Annotated in this window: 8 protein-coding genes; 5 read left to right on the forward strand and 3 right to left on the reverse strand. The window is 44.2% G+C overall.

What is annotated here, in order from left to right:
• Positions 1 to 12: 12 nt before the first annotated feature.
• The 5 genes from AC3FZD_RS13200 to isiD all read left to right on the forward strand — a co-directional run bounded on the left by AC3FZD_RS13200 (position 13) and on the right by isiD (position 11,339).
• Positions 13 to 378: a response regulator transcription factor gene (locus AC3FZD_RS13200; protein WP_488736477.1), complete on the forward strand. Its 366-nt coding sequence runs from the start codon at positions 13 to 15 to the stop codon at positions 376 to 378.
• A gap of 47 nt (positions 379 to 425) precedes the next feature.
• The gene (locus AC3FZD_RS13205; RefSeq protein ID WP_488736478.1) at positions 426 to 956 is read left to right on the forward strand and encodes a chemotaxis protein CheW; all 531 of its coding nucleotides are present in this window, start codon (positions 426 to 428) and stop codon (positions 954 to 956) included.
• A 122-nt stretch (positions 957 to 1,078) separates the two neighbouring features.
• Positions 1,079 to 4,012 carry a methyl-accepting chemotaxis protein gene (locus AC3FZD_RS13210; RefSeq protein ID WP_488736479.1) on the forward strand — a complete coding sequence of 978 codons (2,934 nt, stop codon included), beginning with the start codon at positions 1,079 to 1,081 and terminating at the stop codon, positions 4,010 to 4,012.
• Between the two features lie 91 nt (positions 4,013 to 4,103).
• A complete protein-coding gene (locus tag AC3FZD_RS13215) occupies positions 4,104 to 11,051 on the forward strand; it encodes a hybrid sensor histidine kinase/response regulator (protein ID WP_488736480.1) in 6,948 nt (2,315 codons plus the stop codon).
• A 66-nt stretch (positions 11,052 to 11,117) separates the two neighbouring features.
• Positions 11,118 to 11,339: a protein IsiD gene (gene isiD, locus AC3FZD_RS13220; protein WP_488736481.1), complete on the forward strand. Its 222-nt coding sequence runs from the start codon at positions 11,118 to 11,120 to the stop codon at positions 11,337 to 11,339.
• Between the two features lie 69 nt (positions 11,340 to 11,408).
• Here isiD and AC3FZD_RS13225 read toward each other — a convergent pair whose 3' ends face one another.
• From AC3FZD_RS13225 to AC3FZD_RS13235, 3 genes are all read right to left on the reverse strand, one after another.
• A complete protein-coding gene (locus tag AC3FZD_RS13225) occupies positions 11,409 to 12,749 on the reverse strand; it encodes a hypothetical protein (RefSeq protein WP_488736482.1) in 1,341 nt (446 codons plus the stop codon).
• A 5-nt stretch (positions 12,750 to 12,754) separates the two neighbouring features.
• The gene (locus AC3FZD_RS13230) at positions 12,755 to 14,104 is read right to left on the reverse strand and encodes a hypothetical protein (protein ID WP_488736483.1); all 1,350 of its coding nucleotides are present in this window, start codon (positions 14,102 to 14,104) and stop codon (positions 12,755 to 12,757) included.
• Between the two features lie 66 nt (positions 14,105 to 14,170).
• On the reverse strand, positions 14,171 to 16,882 hold the full coding sequence (locus AC3FZD_RS13235) for an MGH1-like glycoside hydrolase domain-containing protein (RefSeq protein WP_488736484.1): 2,712 nt from the start codon (positions 16,880 to 16,882) through the stop codon (positions 14,171 to 14,173).
• Between the last annotated feature and the right edge of the window lie 157 nt (positions 16,883 to 17,039).

Below are 17,039 nucleotides of genomic sequence, written 5' to 3' on the forward strand. Positions count from 1 at the left end.
TAGGATAACCCTATGAGTAGCGTATTAGTAGTAGAAGATAGCCCCGCCCAACGAGAGATGATTAAAGATCTACTCAAAGATAGTGGACTGGATGTCACCACTGCCACCAACGGAGTAGAAGCGATCGCCAATATTCAAAATCATCGACCCGATTTAGTCGTTTTGGATATTGTTATGCCCCAGATGAATGGTTATGAAGTCTGTCGTCGCATCAAGGCTGACCCCAAAACCCAAAATGTTCCTGTGGTCATGTGTTCCTCCAAAGGAGAAGAATTTGACCGCTATTGGGGGATGAAACAAGGGGCAGATGCTTACATCGCCAAACCCTTTCAGCCGACGGAGTTGGTAGGAACGGTTAAACAACTGCTCCGCAGCTAATCACTATCCTTGACCTGTTTGCCCAGACCCCCTAAACCGACAAGATTATGGTAGGTAATTCGGAATTTTTAAATGAGTTTAACTCCGAGCAAGTCACTGAATTTCAGGAGCTGCAAAACCCGGAGGGAGAATTACATCTAAGATTTTTTCTGCCCTCTGGCCATGAACTGGCCCTGAGTGCTATTGGCATTAAGGAGGTGTTTGAATCTCCCCCAGATCGCATTACGCCTATTCCTAATGTTTCTCCCCTGTTGTTAGGAACGATGAATATTCGCGGGCGGGTGATTTGGGTGGCTGACTTGGGACAGTTTTTAGGGGAGCAGACTCCCTTAAATACTGATCGCTCAGAACTGCCGGTAATTGCGATCGAAGACCAAGATACTATGTTAGGTTTGGCCATAGATCGGATGGGAGGTATGGATTGGCTAGATGTGGAACAACTGCAACGAGCAACCAATGTTGCGGATACCATGGAGCCGTTTGTGCGGGGAGAATGGGTCATTGATGAGGAAAATAACCAATATTTATGGCTCCTCAACCAAGTGGCTATTTTGCGATCGGCCAGGTGGGCAGCTTAAAATTGGGATAACCTTGAAGCCGAGCGATCAATAACCGGGCTAATCAATCGGCGATCGTAATAGAGTCAAGTTAGTCGCTTAATTTTACCACTGGTCACACTATCTGTTTTGGGGGTTATGGGATGGATTATGCAACAGAATATCAGCAAGCAGAAACCGCTTACGTTCAAGGGCGCTATGAAGATGCCGCCTCAATTATCGATCACTTAGTTGAACATTTTCCAGAGGATGCCAATTCTCATTTATTAAGAGGTCATATTTATTGTTATGGATTACAAGAATATACGGTAGCAAGACAAGAATATGAATCTGTTTTAGCCATTACCTCCGATGAGGTATTCATGGATTATGCTCACCAAGGATTAGCGGATGTCGATCAATTCTCAACCTATCATACTGTAAGTGCAGAGGTAAATACGGAGACGGGCGAAATTCCCCCCATGGAGGACGAGTATATCAATGAAGAAGAAATTGCCTCTGAATGGCAGGATCTAGACCTCAATGGAGATGGGGAAGAAACCGACGAGATCTATACAGAAATGATCGGTAATCCTGCTGTGGGTGAGTCAGATGATTTAGATGACTCTAACCTGATTAGTGCCAATGGCATGATGGAAGATGGGGAGATGGAATCATTAGATGCTTCCTTGGTGGAGTCAGAAGAGAGTTCCTGGGATGAAGACTTGGCTGATGAGGACGATCCGTTTACAGTGGCGGAACAAAACCTAGAACAATTGCAAGAGGAAGGGGAAGACTTTGAGGATGATATCTTTGGTGGAGAGTCCTTAGCGGAAGTGCAAGAAGAATCCTATGAAGTAGAAGAATCTTTCTCTCCATTTGCAACGGATATAGAGATAACGGAAGATACAGGGGGATTCTTTGAAGCAGATGAAGGGATTGCTTTCGATCCATCAGAATTTCCAGATGGAGATGAGGCTTTTCATCGGGAAAACTCTGGAGAAAATGATGACCAAGATTTAACTCCAGAGGATTTACAAGATCGAGGATTAACCATGGGTGAGAGTCCCACTTTATTTGTAGGTGGATCGTCTCACTCGATGAATGGACATCAGGAAAGGGGGGCTGAATTATCTCTGAGTAAAAATGGTCGTAAGAGTGCGATCGCTGGCGATCAAACCCTATCGGATAGTCATCTCTGGAAGGGGATTGGAGATGATGATAGTTTTGACACGAATGGAACTCATTCAGAAGTCACCGATGAGTTTACTGAATCGGGGTTTCAAACTCAATCGGGATTGCATACGGAAAGTTTTGGCTTTGATGATGATATCGATCAATTTGATACGGATGCGGATCTCTCAGCGCCTAAAAATGGGAATGGGGCGGTAGACTTTCTGGATGAATTTGATGCTTTTGATGATAAAGTGCTGGATGAGTTTTCTGGTTTTGATGAACCGTCGTCCGACTTCTCCAGTGACTTTAAGGATAAGTCCTTTAATGGCAATTCCATGAATGGTATGAACAATCATGGACTCCAACTTGATGATGACTTCGATCCGAGTGATGATAATTCTGCATTACTCGAAGAGGAGATGTTTAGTATCTCTAGTAATACGAATACCATTCCTACCTTTGCGGGCAAGTCCCAACGACAAGTAGAACCTAGTGTATCTGTGGATCAGGGATTATTGAGCTTTTTTGATAATGCTCCTCTGATGACCAAAAATCTTTATAGCGCGATCGCCACTGGTCTGAGTTCTGCTTTTGCTATTGCTGCCGTGATTTATGCTACAGCAAGTGATGCTAAGGCCTTTAGTAAACTCGCCATGATCTTGTTACCCGGTGGCTTATCCGGTGCAACCACATATGTATTAAGTAGAAAAGTTACTAATCAAGTTAGGAAAACCACGGATGAGCTGCAAACCCAATTTGAAAAAGTAGCTTCTGGCCAACTGGGAGCGCAAGCTACCGTCTATGGCGAAGATGAACTAGGCTATTTGTCAGAGAGTTTTAACATCATGGCCAGAAATGTGCTGACGACCATGAGTGAGTCCCAACGCAAAGCGGCCGAAAACGAATCAGCCAAAGAAGATCTACAAAGGCAAGTTATTCGCTTACTCGACGATGTAGAAGGAGCGGCTCGTGGAGACCTCACGGTTCAAGCGGAAGTGACTGCCGATGTACTCGGAGCGGTTGCTGACTCCTTTAACCTCACCATTCAAAACCTGCGGGAAATTGTGCAACAGGTAACGGTAGCAGCTCGGCAGGTGAACAAAGGTTCGGCAGAAAGTGAAGCCTTTGCACGGGGACTAGCCGCAGATGCCTTGAGACAAGCGGAAGAACTGGCTGTCACCCTGAATTCAGTCCAAATGATGACCGACTCGATTCAACGGGTAGCGGAAAGTGCCCGTCAAGCGGAAGCGGTTGCCCGTTCCGCCAACGATACGGCTCGCCGGGGTGGAGAAGCGGTAGAGAGAACGGTAACCGGTATTTTGGAAATTCGAGAAACAGTAGCAGAAACAACGCGAAAAGTCAAACGATTAGCGGAATCTTCCCAAGAGATTTCTAAGATTGTTGCTTTGATTGCCCAAATTGCCTCGCGAACCAATTTGCTGGCGTTGAACGCCAGTATTGAAGCCGCTCGTGCTGGAGAAGCTGGTCGCGGATTTGCCATTGTTGCGGATGAAGTCCGACAGTTGGCAGACCGGGCGGCTAAAGCCTCTAAAGAAATTGAGCAAATTGTTTTGCAAATCCAAAGTGAGACGGCTGGGGTAATGCAAGCGATGGAAGAAGGAACGCAACAGGTTATTCAAGGGACAAACTTGGCTAAAGAAGCGGCGAAGTCTCTGGAAGATATTATTCAGACTAATAACCGGATTGATGTGTTGGTGCGCTCCATTGCGGCTGATACGGTGGAACAAACGGAAACCTCACGAGCGGTGGCTCAGGTTATGCAATCGGTGGAATTGACGGCTCAAGAAACTTCTCAAGAGTGCGGACGGGTTTCACAAGCGTTAGGGAATCTGGTGAATGTGGCGCGAGATTTGCTCACAGGTGTGGAACGATTCAAAGTCGATCCACACAAAAGCCGTTAACACTAAGATTAAGGTTAAGGTGGAGTGAACCGGTGAAGCTTTTTAAGGCGATCGCTCAAATCAAGGGAATGTTGGGAGAAGAGGAAAAACCATGGCTCAGGAACAGGAAAACTTAAACCGGATTATGGGGTATTTCCTAGAGGAAGCCAAAGACAATCTCAGAATCATTGAGCAGGGATTGTTGAATTTAGGAGCCACAGTCCAGGATGCGGAACTGATCAATGAGATCTATCGGGCTGCCCATTCCATCAAGGGTGGATCGGCGATGTTGGGAGCCAGTAGTGTGAGAAAAACATCCCATAAGTTAGAAGATTATTTCCAAGTTCTGAAAGAACGACCCCCTAAAATTGGGGCAAAGTTAGAATCCCTACTCCTACAGGTCTTTGATGGACTGGCTGAATTAGTAGATAATCTGGAATCGAGCGATCCAGAGGATGTAGTTCATGCCAGGAATGTGCAGATTTGCGACTCGTTGGCTCCCTTGTTCAAGTCCTTGGATCGGATGATGAAGGTTGAGAATAATGGAGCGGAAGAGCAGATAGAAGAACCTACAGCTATCTCTCCTTCGCCTTTTCTGGCTTCTCCAGCAAGTGGCGGAGGGATTGAACCTCGATCCTCCAACTTGCCCGATCCAGAAGAGAGTGCTAAACATTTGGTGTTTAAGAGTGATGTGCCTACTCAATTACGGCAAATGCTACAAGGGTTTAAGCAGCCGGATACAGCAGAAAGTCGAAGACAGTTAGACCAACTTTGTGTGAAGCTCAAAGCAAGCGGAGAGAACTTTGAACTTTCTCCCTGGATAGAATTAGTCAAACTGGCTCAAGGGGCGATCGCCAATCGTGATAATCTCTATGCGGATCTGGCTCCCGTTGTCATTAGAGAACTCAAAAGGGCTACAGATTTGGTTTTAGACGGGAAACAAACGCAGATTAAACCCAGTTCAGCTCTGTTAAATCTTCAAACTGAGCAATCCCTTACGACTGCCCAAAATGATCCAGAACTCGATACCTTATTAAGAATGGGAACTACTCCCACAGAAGAATTTTCTATGGAATCCTCATCTATAGGCGATCGCTCTCAAAATACTCAACCTCCGCTCGATCCCCCTAAATCTTCCACACAACGCATAGGGCCAGAAGTCGGACTGAGTGAACTCAACACCTTAGCGGATCTGTTTGAAGGAGAAACATCCGATCTTGAATTAGCATGGGAAACAGAGATCTCCTCTATTTCTCCAGACCATCCCGGAAACCCGGAAGTCTCAGAAGTTGACGATATCAGTGACTTCTCAGACTTCTTCATTGATGAGTCCCCCAAAAATGCGACCGATCCCTTAAATAATAATCTGTCAAAAAAAGAAAATTATGACCTAGAAGTAGAAACTTCTGAAGATGATCTAAAAGACTTACTAGAAATTGAGCCAAGTATTATGTCAACTCATCCCAAACCCACTCAAGATTCTGAATTTTCTAATTTATTTTCTAATTCTGAAAAAACTCAAGATCTCGATGATTTACTAGAACTCAATCTAGACTCATCAGAAGAAACTCAATCTATAGAAGAATTCAATCTTGAAGAATCAGACTTAGAATTAACTGAAGATGAAGATTTTGAATTGGATTTGGACTTGGAATCTCCTGAAAAATCTGACGCATTATCTACAATGGATGATATGTTTGATTTAGAAGAACCTGAAAAAGTAGAAGAATTAGATCAAAACTTTGAAAATCTAAATCAGTTATTTGATGGTTTATCTGAAAAATCAGAGTTGAATATGGATTTAGATGCTCTAGGAGAAAGTGAAGGGTTAGATGACTTGTCTCTAGACCAAGAAGAGAGTAGCAGTAGTTCTGAGGAGCTGTTTGATTTAGACTCTTCTTCAGATGAGTTGGATATGGATTTAGATGCTCTAGGAGACAGTGAAGGGTTAGATGACTTGTCTCTAGACCAAGAAGAGAGTAGCAGTAGTTCCTCAGAATTGTTTGATTTAGACTCTTCTTCAGATGAGTTGAATATGGATTTAGATGCTCTAGGAGACAGTGAAGGGTTAGATGACTTGTCTCTAGACCAAGAAGAGAGTAGCAGTAGTTCCTCAGAATTGTTTGATTTAGACTCTTCTTCAGATGAGTTGAATATGGATTTAGATGCTCTAGGAGACAGTGAAGGGTTAGATGACTTGTCTCTAGACCAAGAAGAGAGTAGCAGTAGTTCCTCAGAATTGTTTGATTTAGACTCTTCTTCAGATGAGTTGAATATGGATTTAGATGCTCTAGGAGACAGTGAAGGGTTAGATGACTTGTCTCTAGACCAAGAAGAGAGTAGCAGTAGTTCCTCAGAATTGTTTGATTTAGACTCTTCTTCAGATGAGTTGAATATGGATTTAGATGCTCTAGGAGACAGTGAAGGGTTAGATGACTTGTCTCTAGACCAAGAAGAGAGTAGTAGTAGTTCCTCAGAATTGTTTGATTTAGACTCTTCTTCAGATGAGTTGAATATGGATTTAGATGCTCTAGGAGAAAGTGAAGGGTTAGATGACTTGTCTCTAGACCAAGAAGAGAGTAGCAGTAGTTCTGAGGAGCTGTTTGATTTAGACTCTTCTTCAGATGAGTTGGATATGGATTTAGATGCTCTAGGAGAAAGTGAAGGGTTAGATGACTTGTCTCTAGACCAAGAAGAGAGTAGTAGTAGTTCTGAGGAGCTGTTTGATTTAAACTCTTCTTCAGATGAGTTGAATATGGATTTAGATGCTCTAGGAGACAGTGAAGGGTTAGATGACTTGTCTCTAGACCAAGAAGAGAGTAGTAGTAGTTCTGAGGAGCTGTTTGATTTAGACTCTTCTTCAGATGAGTTGGATATGGATTTAGATGCTCTAGGAGACAGTGAAGGGTTAGATGATTTGTCTCTAGACCAAGAAGAGAGTAGCAGTAGTTCCTCAGAATTGTTTGATTTAGACTCTTCTTCAGATGAGTTGGATATGGATTTAGATGCTCTAGGAGACAGTGAAGGGTTAGATGATTTGTCTCTAGACCAAGAAGAGAGTAGCAGTAGTTCCTCAGAATTGTTTGATTTAGACTCTTCTTCAGATGAGTTGGATATGGATTTAGATGCTCTAGGAGACAGTGAAGGGTTAGATGATTTGTCTCTAGACCAAGAAGAGAGTAGCAGTAGTTCCTCAGAATTGTTTGATTTAGACTCTTCTTCAGATGAGTTGGATATGGATTTAGATGCTCTAGGAGAAAGTGAAGGGTTAGATGACTTGTCTCTAGACCAAGAAGAGAGTAGCAGTAGTTCTGAGGAGCTGTTTGATTTAGACTCTTCTTCAGATGAGTTGGATATGGATTTAGATGCTCTAGGAGACAGTGAAGGGTTAGATGACTTGTCTCTAGACCAAGAAGAGAGTAGCAGTAGTTCTGAGGAGCTGTTTGATTTAGACTCTTCTTCAGATGAGTTGGATATGGATTTAGATGCTCTAGGAGACAGTGAAGGGTTAGATGATTTGTCTCTAGACCAAGAAGAGAGTAGCAGTAGTTCCTCAGAATTGTTTGATTTAGACTCTTCTTCAGATGAGTTAGATATGGATTTAGATGCTGATTCCGAGGATTTAACTTCCCAGGGAAAATCAGATATGCTCGATTCTGCTTCTGAAGTAAGGGTAGAAGCTGAAGAGGAAACGCAAGAAATAGAAGAAATTTTAGCTCCAGAAAATAAAGATGAATTTGATTTCATGATGGAGACTGAGACATCAAATTTACAAGGGTATTCCTCCCATTCAGATGCTAGTGTTGATGACTTTTTTGAGATATCAAATTCTTCGAGTCCATCTACTCTATCCCATTCTCAATCATCAATCGATTCAGAGGATTTCTTTCAATCACCATTAGTGAAATTAGATGATGATGAAGAGGTTGAGACAGCAGAGTTAGAATCATCTAATAACATAGACGATCTAGATTTAGGGGAGTCTTCGGAGTTGGAAGAGTTGAGTTTAGAAGAGGAGTCAGAGGAATCTTTGACAGGGGAGATGTCTCTGGATTTAGGGGAGTCTTCGGAGTTGGAAGAGTTGAGTTTAGAAGAGGAGTCAGAGGAGTCTTTGACAGGGGAGATGTCTCTGGATTTAGGGGAGTCTTCGGAGTTGGAAGAGTTGAGTTTAGAAGAGGAGTCGGAGGAGTCTTTGACAGGGGAGATGTCTCTGGATTTAGGGGAGTCTTCGGAGTTGGAAGAGTTGAGTTTAGAAGAGGAGTCGGAGGAGTCTTTGACTGAGGAGATGTCTTTGGATTTAGGGGAGTCTTCGGAGTTGGAAGAGTTGAGTTTAGAAGAGGATTCAGAGGAGTCTTTGACAGGGGAGATGTCTCTGGATTTAGGGGAGTCTTCGGAAGATCAATCATCGGCATCCGCAGATCTATTTGATTGGAATTCTGAATTAGGCGATGAAGATCCCAGTCAAAGGACATTGATTCAAGAAGTGGATGATTTTGAATTGGGGGATGGGTTAGAGATAGATCTCCTGGATGAGTCATCAGATTTAGTAGGAGATGGGGGTTTAAATTTCGATGAAGGGGTGATGGGAGAAGGCTCTGAAGATCTAGAGGATTTAGATTTTGCCTTAGAGATGGAAGAGAATGAAGGGGAAGACTTGTCAACTCTGTTTTCAGATGAACAAGAGGTGTTAGGTGCTGGGGAAGTTCTTGAAGATATCGATGAACTGAACTTATTTGGTGATGATTTAGGGGCGACGGATGAGACTTTAGAGAGTTTGGATTTTGGTGATGATTTAGAGCCAGTGGATTCTGGTTCTAGACTATGGCAAGAGTTAGAAACATTTTTGGGAGTAGAGGGAAAGCAGAGTGAAAGTCTTGAAATTTTTACGCAATTGGAGACATTTTTAGATGAACCGGTGACTTTACCGAGTCCATCTCTACACCAAGAAGTGAGTCATGAACCGATGGAGGTTCCGCAAACGACAGATGGGGAGTTTGATGAGCTGGAAGATTTGTTAGCGGATGCAGATCAGGCGTTGGGGGGGCCACCAACGGCTAATGTGGCAACGGCGCGATCGCCTAAATCTGCAAAACGAGTTGAGCAGAACATGCGGGTTCCCATTAAACAACTGGATAACCTGAGTAACTTGGTTGGGGAATTGGTGGTTAACCGGAACAGTCTAGAGCAGAACCAGGAACGCTTGCGGCAATGTCTAGATAACTTGCTATATTTGGTGCAGCAACTGAGCGATGTGGGGGGCAAAATGCGAGATCTCTACGAGCGATCGCTTCTAGAAGCTGCATTGCTCAGTTCCCGTCATGGTAATCGTTCCGCCTTCTCTTCGGGAAATGGATCGGGAGATTCTAATCAGAATGGTGGTTGGGATCACATCGAAATGGATCGCTTTACTCCCTTCCATACCCTCTCTCAAGAAACCATTGAGTTAATTGTGCGGGTACGAGAGTCTTCTTCCGACATCGAGTTTATCGTCGAAGAAACCGATCAGGTAACGCGCCAATTCCGCCAAGTGACGACCCAATTACAAGAAGGCTTAACCCGCACCCGAATGGTTCCCTTTGCCCAAACTGCTGACCGTCTACCAGGAGCGGTGCGGCGAATTGCTACGGGTTTGAATAAACAGGCAGAAATTCAGATTGAAGGGAAAGATACTTTAATTGACAAGATGATTCAGGAGCAGTTATTCGATCCGATGACTCACCTGATCAATAATGCCATGACCCACGGGATTGAAACTCCCCAGGAGCGTAAAAAGTTAGGTAAAAATCCAGTCGGTAAGATTACAGTTAGAGCCTTCCACCAAGGAAACCAAACGGTAATATCGGTTTCTGATGATGGAGCGGGAATTAATACGGCGCGAGTGAAATCGAAAGCTCTGGAAAAAGGTTTGATCGTGGCTAAAGAAGCAGCATCAATGTCCCGTCTGGATGTCTATGATTTGTTGTTCCATCCTGGCTTTAGTACCAAGGATAAGGCAGATAATTTTGCCGGTCGAGGTGTGGGGATGGATGTAGTACGAGTGGCTCTGCGGGAAATTCGCGGGGTGATTACCACAGACTCAATGGAAGGACAAGGGACAACATTTACGATTCGTCTGCCGTTAACTTTGAGTATTTCTAAGGCCCTCTCTTGTATTAGTAATCATGCCCGCATTGCCTTCCCGATGGATGGGGTGGAAGATATGCTCGATGTGCCCAAAGAGCGCATTTATGCCAATTCGGAAGGACTCAATTGTATTAAATGGCGGGATACGGAGCTACCCTTTAGACCCCTATCAGAGTTGTTGCAGTATAACCGGACGATTGGCCGAGGACGGGTGTTTGCCGGTTCTGCTGATGATGATATTATCTCGATTGTGATTTTGCGAAGTGCGGGTCAGTATTTGGCGCTTCAGGTGGATCAGGTGTTAGGAGAGCAGGAAATTGTAATTAAGCAGTTAGAGGGGCCGATTCCTAAACCGGTGGGGGTAGCTGGGGCGACGGTTCTTGGGGATGGTCGGATTATGCCGATTGCCGATGTACTGGAGTTAATCGATCTGTCTATGGGTCGTTCTCGACGGGATTCTCGGATGTGGCAAGAAGTGGTTCCCCCTGAACCAGAACCTATTGATAAGTCTGAACCAACGGTGTTAATTGTCGATGATTCGATTACGGTACGGGAGCTGTTATCGATGACGTTTGTGAAGTCGGGATATCGGGTAGAACAGGCTCGAAATGGGTTAGATGCTTGGGAGAAATTGCGAGCAGGTCTACCTTGTGACATGATTTTCTGTGATATTGAAATGCCGAAACTCAATGGTTTGGAGTTGTTGGAGCGTCTCCAAGGGGATGAAGTTCTCAAGCAAATTCCGATGGCAATGCTCACCTCACGGGGTGCATCTAAGTTTCAACAACACGCGGCTTCTTTGGGAGCAAAGGGATATTTCACCAAGCCTTATCTAGAGGAAGCACTGTTAGAAGCGGCTCAACGGATGCTCAAGGGTGAAAATCTGTTAGCGGCAATGTCGCAGCCGATTGTTGAGGAGGCGATCGCCGAAAGTTAGCCAGCCTTGTACATCAATGGGATAAGATAGTGTTGATAGACAAACGGTGCAATGGGAGGCTCGACTATGGCAATGATCACCATCTCCAAGCAGACAATTTCTAACATGACTTCCGAAGATATTACCCTGCTGGCAAACCGTTTGGAAAAAGATGAGTATAGTAATGCCTTTGAAGGATTAAGGGACTGGCATTTATTGCGGGCGATCGCCTTCCAGCGCCCCGAAATGGTCGATATCGTTCAACCCTATCTCTATTTATTAGATATGGAACCCTACGACGAGGCATAGATCGTAACAGGAATAAAGAAGAAAAAGGATGTCGCCTGTAATGCCAGCGTTCATCCTTTTTTTTCTTCATTAATTCTTTGATTGAGTTTGAACGATTGGGGGGGTTCCTGCTGGCAGAGTTTGCACAATACGGTTAGCAATATATTGGGAAAAAATTTGATTACCGAGAAGGTTATAATGGCAGCAATCATCACTATAAACCGGTTGAGACTCAGAATCAAAAACTGTTGTTCCATTAAAAATATTCACCTGATTTTGTTGCAGTTGGGCAATAGCTCGGATTAATTCCGGGTAGCCTTGGCGTACTCCTTGAGCATATACTTGTTCGGGATTAATAGCCTGTTTTTGCTCTTGGGGAGTAAACTGGCGTTGGGTAGGATAGTATTGATTCGGTTGCAAAAAATGGAAGTATAGCGCATTTTGACTGTGCAAAGTTTGATGCATTAAAAGAGAACTTTTGACCCAAGTTTGGGCAATTTTGCTATACAGATTTTCAGCCGTTGTATCGGGATCGGGAGGATTGAGATAAAACAAGCTAAAGGGGGTAGATGTAGGTGCTAAAACCAGGGTTTCTGACGTTTGATTTTGCTGTTGTTTTAAGAAATTTTGATAATCTAGACGCAAAATTTGATAATGCAACAGTTGACTGATATAACAAAGTGCCAACCCACAAGCATTTTGTCGATTTTGAATTTTACCAAGGGTAGCATTATATTCACGGATTTTAATCAACATTTCCAGATCTTTGGCAGAAAACTGATGATTTCCTAGGTTAACTAAGGCTTTCATCAGGGAACCATTGGGTAAGGATAAATGGACATTTTCAGGATAATTGAGGCTCGATAATGCCACTTCATTAAATCCATCAATGTTAATCACCATATCAAAGCTTTGCCCCAGGGATAAAAAATAGTTAAAGACGAGGAGTTGCTGGGGTTGTTTATACCCTCCCTGGGAAAAATTTAAGATAATAATCTCTTTATCGGAAAATTGGGGCAGTTGCTGAAGCGTATTGGTAATAATTTGATACTGGGCTTCTGTATTGGCGATCGCCAGGGCAGCCGAGCCGCCGAAAATACCGATGATGTACTGGCGATCGTTTTCTTTGATCGCAGGATAATCCCTAGATGAGCCAAATTGATAATTATTAATCGTCGGCTCGTCTGGCTTAAAATCAGTATAACCAAAATAAGGATGGAGTCTTAATAGCAAACTATCATCTAACTCAACTCCCATATTATCTATTTCCTGAAGTGCCGAATAGGTAGGTTTCGAGTCTTGGGAGCGAGTATAAAACCATTGCTGCATTTTCAGTCCATAAAACCCTAAAGACAGCAGTTCTAAAGAGAGCAAAACACTGCCCATATTAATTAAGATGACTTTAATCCATTTTGGCTTAAACTTAAGCATGATTGCTAGGGACTGGGTTGATTAAGAGTAAGTGCAATTTGACTGGCGATAAAATTGGCGAAAATATTTCTTCCTTTTTGATTATAGTGGCAGCAGGTATCAATATAAACGGTGTCAGGCTCCCGATCAAAAGCCGTAACTCCATTAAAAAAATGTACGCCCTTGTCTGATAATTCTTGGCTCGCTTTCACTAAATATGGATAACCCAACTGTACGCCGTTGATATAAGGATTACGGGTATTTTTCTCTGGTGCAAATTGCTCTTGTTCTTCAGCACTAAACTGGCGTTGAGTGGGATGATATTGATTGGGTTGCAAGATATGAAAATAGGGAATATTTCGGCTTTTGAGAACCGAATACATGGCTAAAGAAGACTGTAACCAAATCCGGGTCATATTTTCATAATCTGTTTCTATGCCTTGACTTTCCCAGGATTGGAGATAAATTAATGATTCATCTGGAGTCGCTGATTTTTTGCGTCGATTGTCAAAGTCTTTTAGGCGATCGTAATAGTTTCTCATGAACACTGTTGAACGGATTTTCTCCCAGAAATAACATAAGGCTAACCCACAATCTTGTTGGGCTTGCAAGCTATTTTTGAGTTTTTCCTTAATTTCAATCACCTCTAGCATGATTTTCATCTGTTCTGTAGAAAGGTTATTATTGGTTAACTCTACCAGAGGCATGACTTGCAAGGCACTCGGCATAGAAGGAGCGATATTCTTTTGGATATTGTTGCTGGCGATCGCCACTTCATTGAAACCATCAATATTAATGACTAAATCCAGTTCTTGTCCTTGAGATAAGAAATAATTCAATACCAGTAATTGTTGCGGTTGCTTATAGCCCCCTTGGGAAAAATTTAAGAGGACAATTTCTTTATCAGCAAATTGAGGTAAGGTTTTCAGAGTTCGGGCAAGGGTGGGATTTTCGATTTCATTCATATAGTAGAATGTGGCGACAGAACCACCAAAAATGCCCACGAGAACCTGATTAGGATGTTTGCGGATGTAGGGATAATTAACTTGAGAGACTAAACCATAATTATTGGCATTAAAAACCGACTGAAATCCAAAGCCCCCAAATCCTGCACCGGGTTTGGAGATATAGCCAAAAAAGGGATGTAGGATTTCGCTGATATTCTGTTCTAAGCGAATGCCCTGTTGATCGAGGTGGAAGGGATCATCTTCGGGGTTTTCGGCATTTTCCGGCGATCGCCCATAATAGAGTTGCTGATGTTGAGCGGCGTAAAAGCCTAAACACACTCCCTCTAGCAGAAGAAACATCAACACCAAATTGATGCCCAGAATTTTAATCACATTGCCCAGAGGCGGCAAATTTTTCAGTCCCTTCATCGATCGACTATAGCAATTTCCAATCAGTGTAAATCAGTTTTCCTCATCCCTCGTCTGAATGACTGCCTACTCCTCCTCTGAAGCGGTAAACATCTCCTGTGTCACCTCCCCCATAATCTGAATAATGCGAGCGATACAACCCGTCCAGCCCGTTTGATGGCTCGCACCAATTCCAGCACCATTATCGCCATGGAAGTATTCGTAAAACAGGATCAAATCTTTCCAGTAGGGATCGGTTTGGAATTTTTCCGAGCCACCATAGACTGGACGGCGATCGCGATCGTCAGGCAAGAAGATGCGGATGAGGCGATCGCTTAGTTCGTGCGCCACTTCAAACAGAGTCATATACTGTCCCGATCCAGTGGGACATTCCACCTTAAACTCATCCCCGTAGAAAGCATGGAGCCGATATAGAGCAGTCACCAGCAAGAAATTCACTGGCATCCAGACAGGGCCCCGCCAATTGGAATTACCCCCAAACATCCCAGAGTTAGAATCACCGGGCAAATAGTCCACCCGGAACTCCTGACCATCATGAACAAAGATAAAGGGATGATCCCGATGATAAAGGGAGAGAGAGCGAATACCATAGGGGCTGAAGAACTCATTTTCATCTAACATCCGCGCCAAAACACGGCGCAGTTTCGCTTCAGTGAACACCGACAACATGCGCCGACCTGCTGTACCCTGTTGACTGGGTAAGTGAATATTGACGAGCAGTTCGGGATGGCGGCGATAGAATTGTTCAGCCCGCTTGACAAAATTAGGCACTTTGGCAAGATCCCCTTCTTTAAAAATTGCCACAGCCGCTAGAGGCAGCAGACCAACCATCGATCGCACCTTGAGGCGAAAGGCCTTACCATCGGGCAAACGCAGGACATCATAGAAAAATCCATCTTCCTCATCCCACATTTCATCTTGATGTTCACCCAGTCGATCCATAGCTCCAGCAATCCACATCGTATGCTCAAAGAACTTACTCACAAACTCTTCATAAAGCGAGTCGTGTATTGCCAGTTCAGTCGCAATCAGCAACATCTGCTGACTGAAAAACACCATCCAGGCAGTGCCATCTGCCTGCTCAAGGTAGCCCCCCGTTGGTAGAGGTGAACTGCGGTCAAACACCCCGATATTATCCAACCCTAAAAAGCCGCCTTCAAAGACATTATTACCACCCCGATCCTTACGATTCAGCCACCAGGTGAAGTTGACCAGCAATTTAGAAAAGGCATACTTGAGAAAGTCGATATCCCCTTTACCCCCATTGCGGGCCTTATCCATCAAATAGATCTGCATAGTGGCATAGGCATGGACGGGAGGATTGACATCGCCAAAGTTCCACTCGTAGGCGGGGATTTGACCATTGGGGTGCAGGTAGTCATTACGCAGCATCAAGTCTAACTGCTTTTTGGCAAAGTCCGAGTCTACAATGGACAAGGGCAGCATGTGGAAGGCCAGATCCCAAGCTGCAAACCAGGGATATTCCCACTTATCCGGCATGGAAATGATGTCATCGCAATAGGCGTGGAACCATTCACCGTTGCGAATCCTCCGGCGCTGTTCGGCTTCTGACCAAGGAGTAATCTTATGTTCCTCCAGCCATTGATCGACATCGTAGTAGAAATACTGCTTTGTCCAGAGCATCCCCGCCAGAGCCTGACGCATGAGATGAGCCTTTTCTGGGGCAGAGGTTTTAATCGCTACTGGCATGATTTCATCGTAGAAAGCATCGGCTTCCTGTAGGCGGGTTTGGAAAAGGCGATCAAATTCGGCAAAGGGATTAACCCCCTGGGCTGGAGCCGTGCGAGTTAGGCGCAGGCGGACAATTTCTGTTTCTCCCGCCCCAACCGTCAGTTGGTGGTGAGCGGAAACCTTTGTCCCTGTTTGCAGGGGATTGACCCCATGGTTTTCTCCCTGCACGATGTAATTATTAATTCCATCCTTGACGTAGGGACTCGGATTTTCTGTACCAAAGATGCGAGCATTATTGGTTTCATTTTCCGTAAATAACAGGGGGACATTTTCAGGGCAGTAGAGATAGTAATCGACCAGAAACTTCTGAAATAGTGCGTCGGTGTGATGGGCATGAACTACACTGCCTTCAGTATTTTCTACCTTTTGCAGGACAGGCTTAGAACCACCATCAGCCCAAGACCAGGTATTGCGGAACCAGAGGGTTGGCAATAGGTGTAAGGTTGCCGCTTCAGGGCCCCGATTGGAGACGCTAATTTTAATCAGGATGTCTTCTGCATCGGCTTTGGCATATTCGACAAAAACATCAAAATATCGGTCTTCGTCAAAAATGCCTGTATCTAGCAATTCATATTCTAATTCTTCCCGGCTGCGTTCCCTATTGGTTTTAACCAAATCCTCATAGGGGAAAGCGCTTTGGGGATACTTGTACAAATATTTCATGTAGGAGTGAGTCGGCGTGCTGTCAAGGTAAAAGTAATATTCTTTGACATCTTCGCCGTGGTTGCCTTCGCTGTTGTTGAGTCCAAACAGCCGCTCTTTTAGGATTGAGTCTTTGCCATTCCAGAGTGCTAGGGCAAAGCAGAGGATCTGGCAGTCGTCGGAAATACCCCCCAAGCCGTCTTCTCCCCAACGGTAGGCCCGCGATCGCGCCTGGTCATGGGTAAAATAGTTCCAAGCATCCCCATTCTCGCTATAATCCTCCCGCACCGTACCCCATTGTCGCTCACTTAAATAGGGCCCCCATTTCTTCCAAGGGGTTTGGGGATTCTCTGCTTCTTGCAGTCTGATTTGTTCAGGTGTCATCGTTGCCTTGTCTTCTCAATCAAGAGATATCGGATTTAGAAAGTCAATTGGTAAAATTATTCAGATCTCTGAATTCGGGGTATTCTCTGAGACAAGATTAGGGGTTTCTTCTCCGTCTGGCCATCAGAACTTCTTTTTAACTTTCCAGACTCGATTA

Source organism: Roseofilum sp. KMC-1 (genome assembly GCF_057802075.1).

Coding starts and splice junctions, on each gene's coding strand:
- AC3FZD_RS13235 (WP_488736484.1), bottom strand. CDS start 16,882: ATGACACCTGAACAAATCAGACTGCAAGAAGCAGAGAATCCCCAAACC.
- AC3FZD_RS13225 (WP_488736482.1), bottom strand. CDS start 12,749: ATGCTTAAGTTTAAGCCAAAATGGATTAAAGTCATCTTAATTAATATG.
- AC3FZD_RS13205 (WP_488736478.1), top strand. CDS start 426: ATGGTAGGTAATTCGGAATTTTTAAATGAGTTTAACTCCGAGCAAGTC.
- AC3FZD_RS13215 (WP_488736480.1), top strand. CDS start 4,104: ATGGCTCAGGAACAGGAAAACTTAAACCGGATTATGGGGTATTTCCTA.
- AC3FZD_RS13230 (WP_488736483.1), bottom strand. CDS start 14,104: ATGAAGGGACTGAAAAATTTGCCGCCTCTGGGCAATGTGATTAAAATT.
- AC3FZD_RS13210 (WP_488736479.1), top strand. CDS start 1,079: ATGGATTATGCAACAGAATATCAGCAAGCAGAAACCGCTTACGTTCAA.
- isiD (WP_488736481.1), top strand. CDS start 11,118: ATGGCAATGATCACCATCTCCAAGCAGACAATTTCTAACATGACTTCC.
- AC3FZD_RS13200 (WP_488736477.1), top strand. CDS start 13: ATGAGTAGCGTATTAGTAGTAGAAGATAGCCCCGCCCAACGAGAGATG.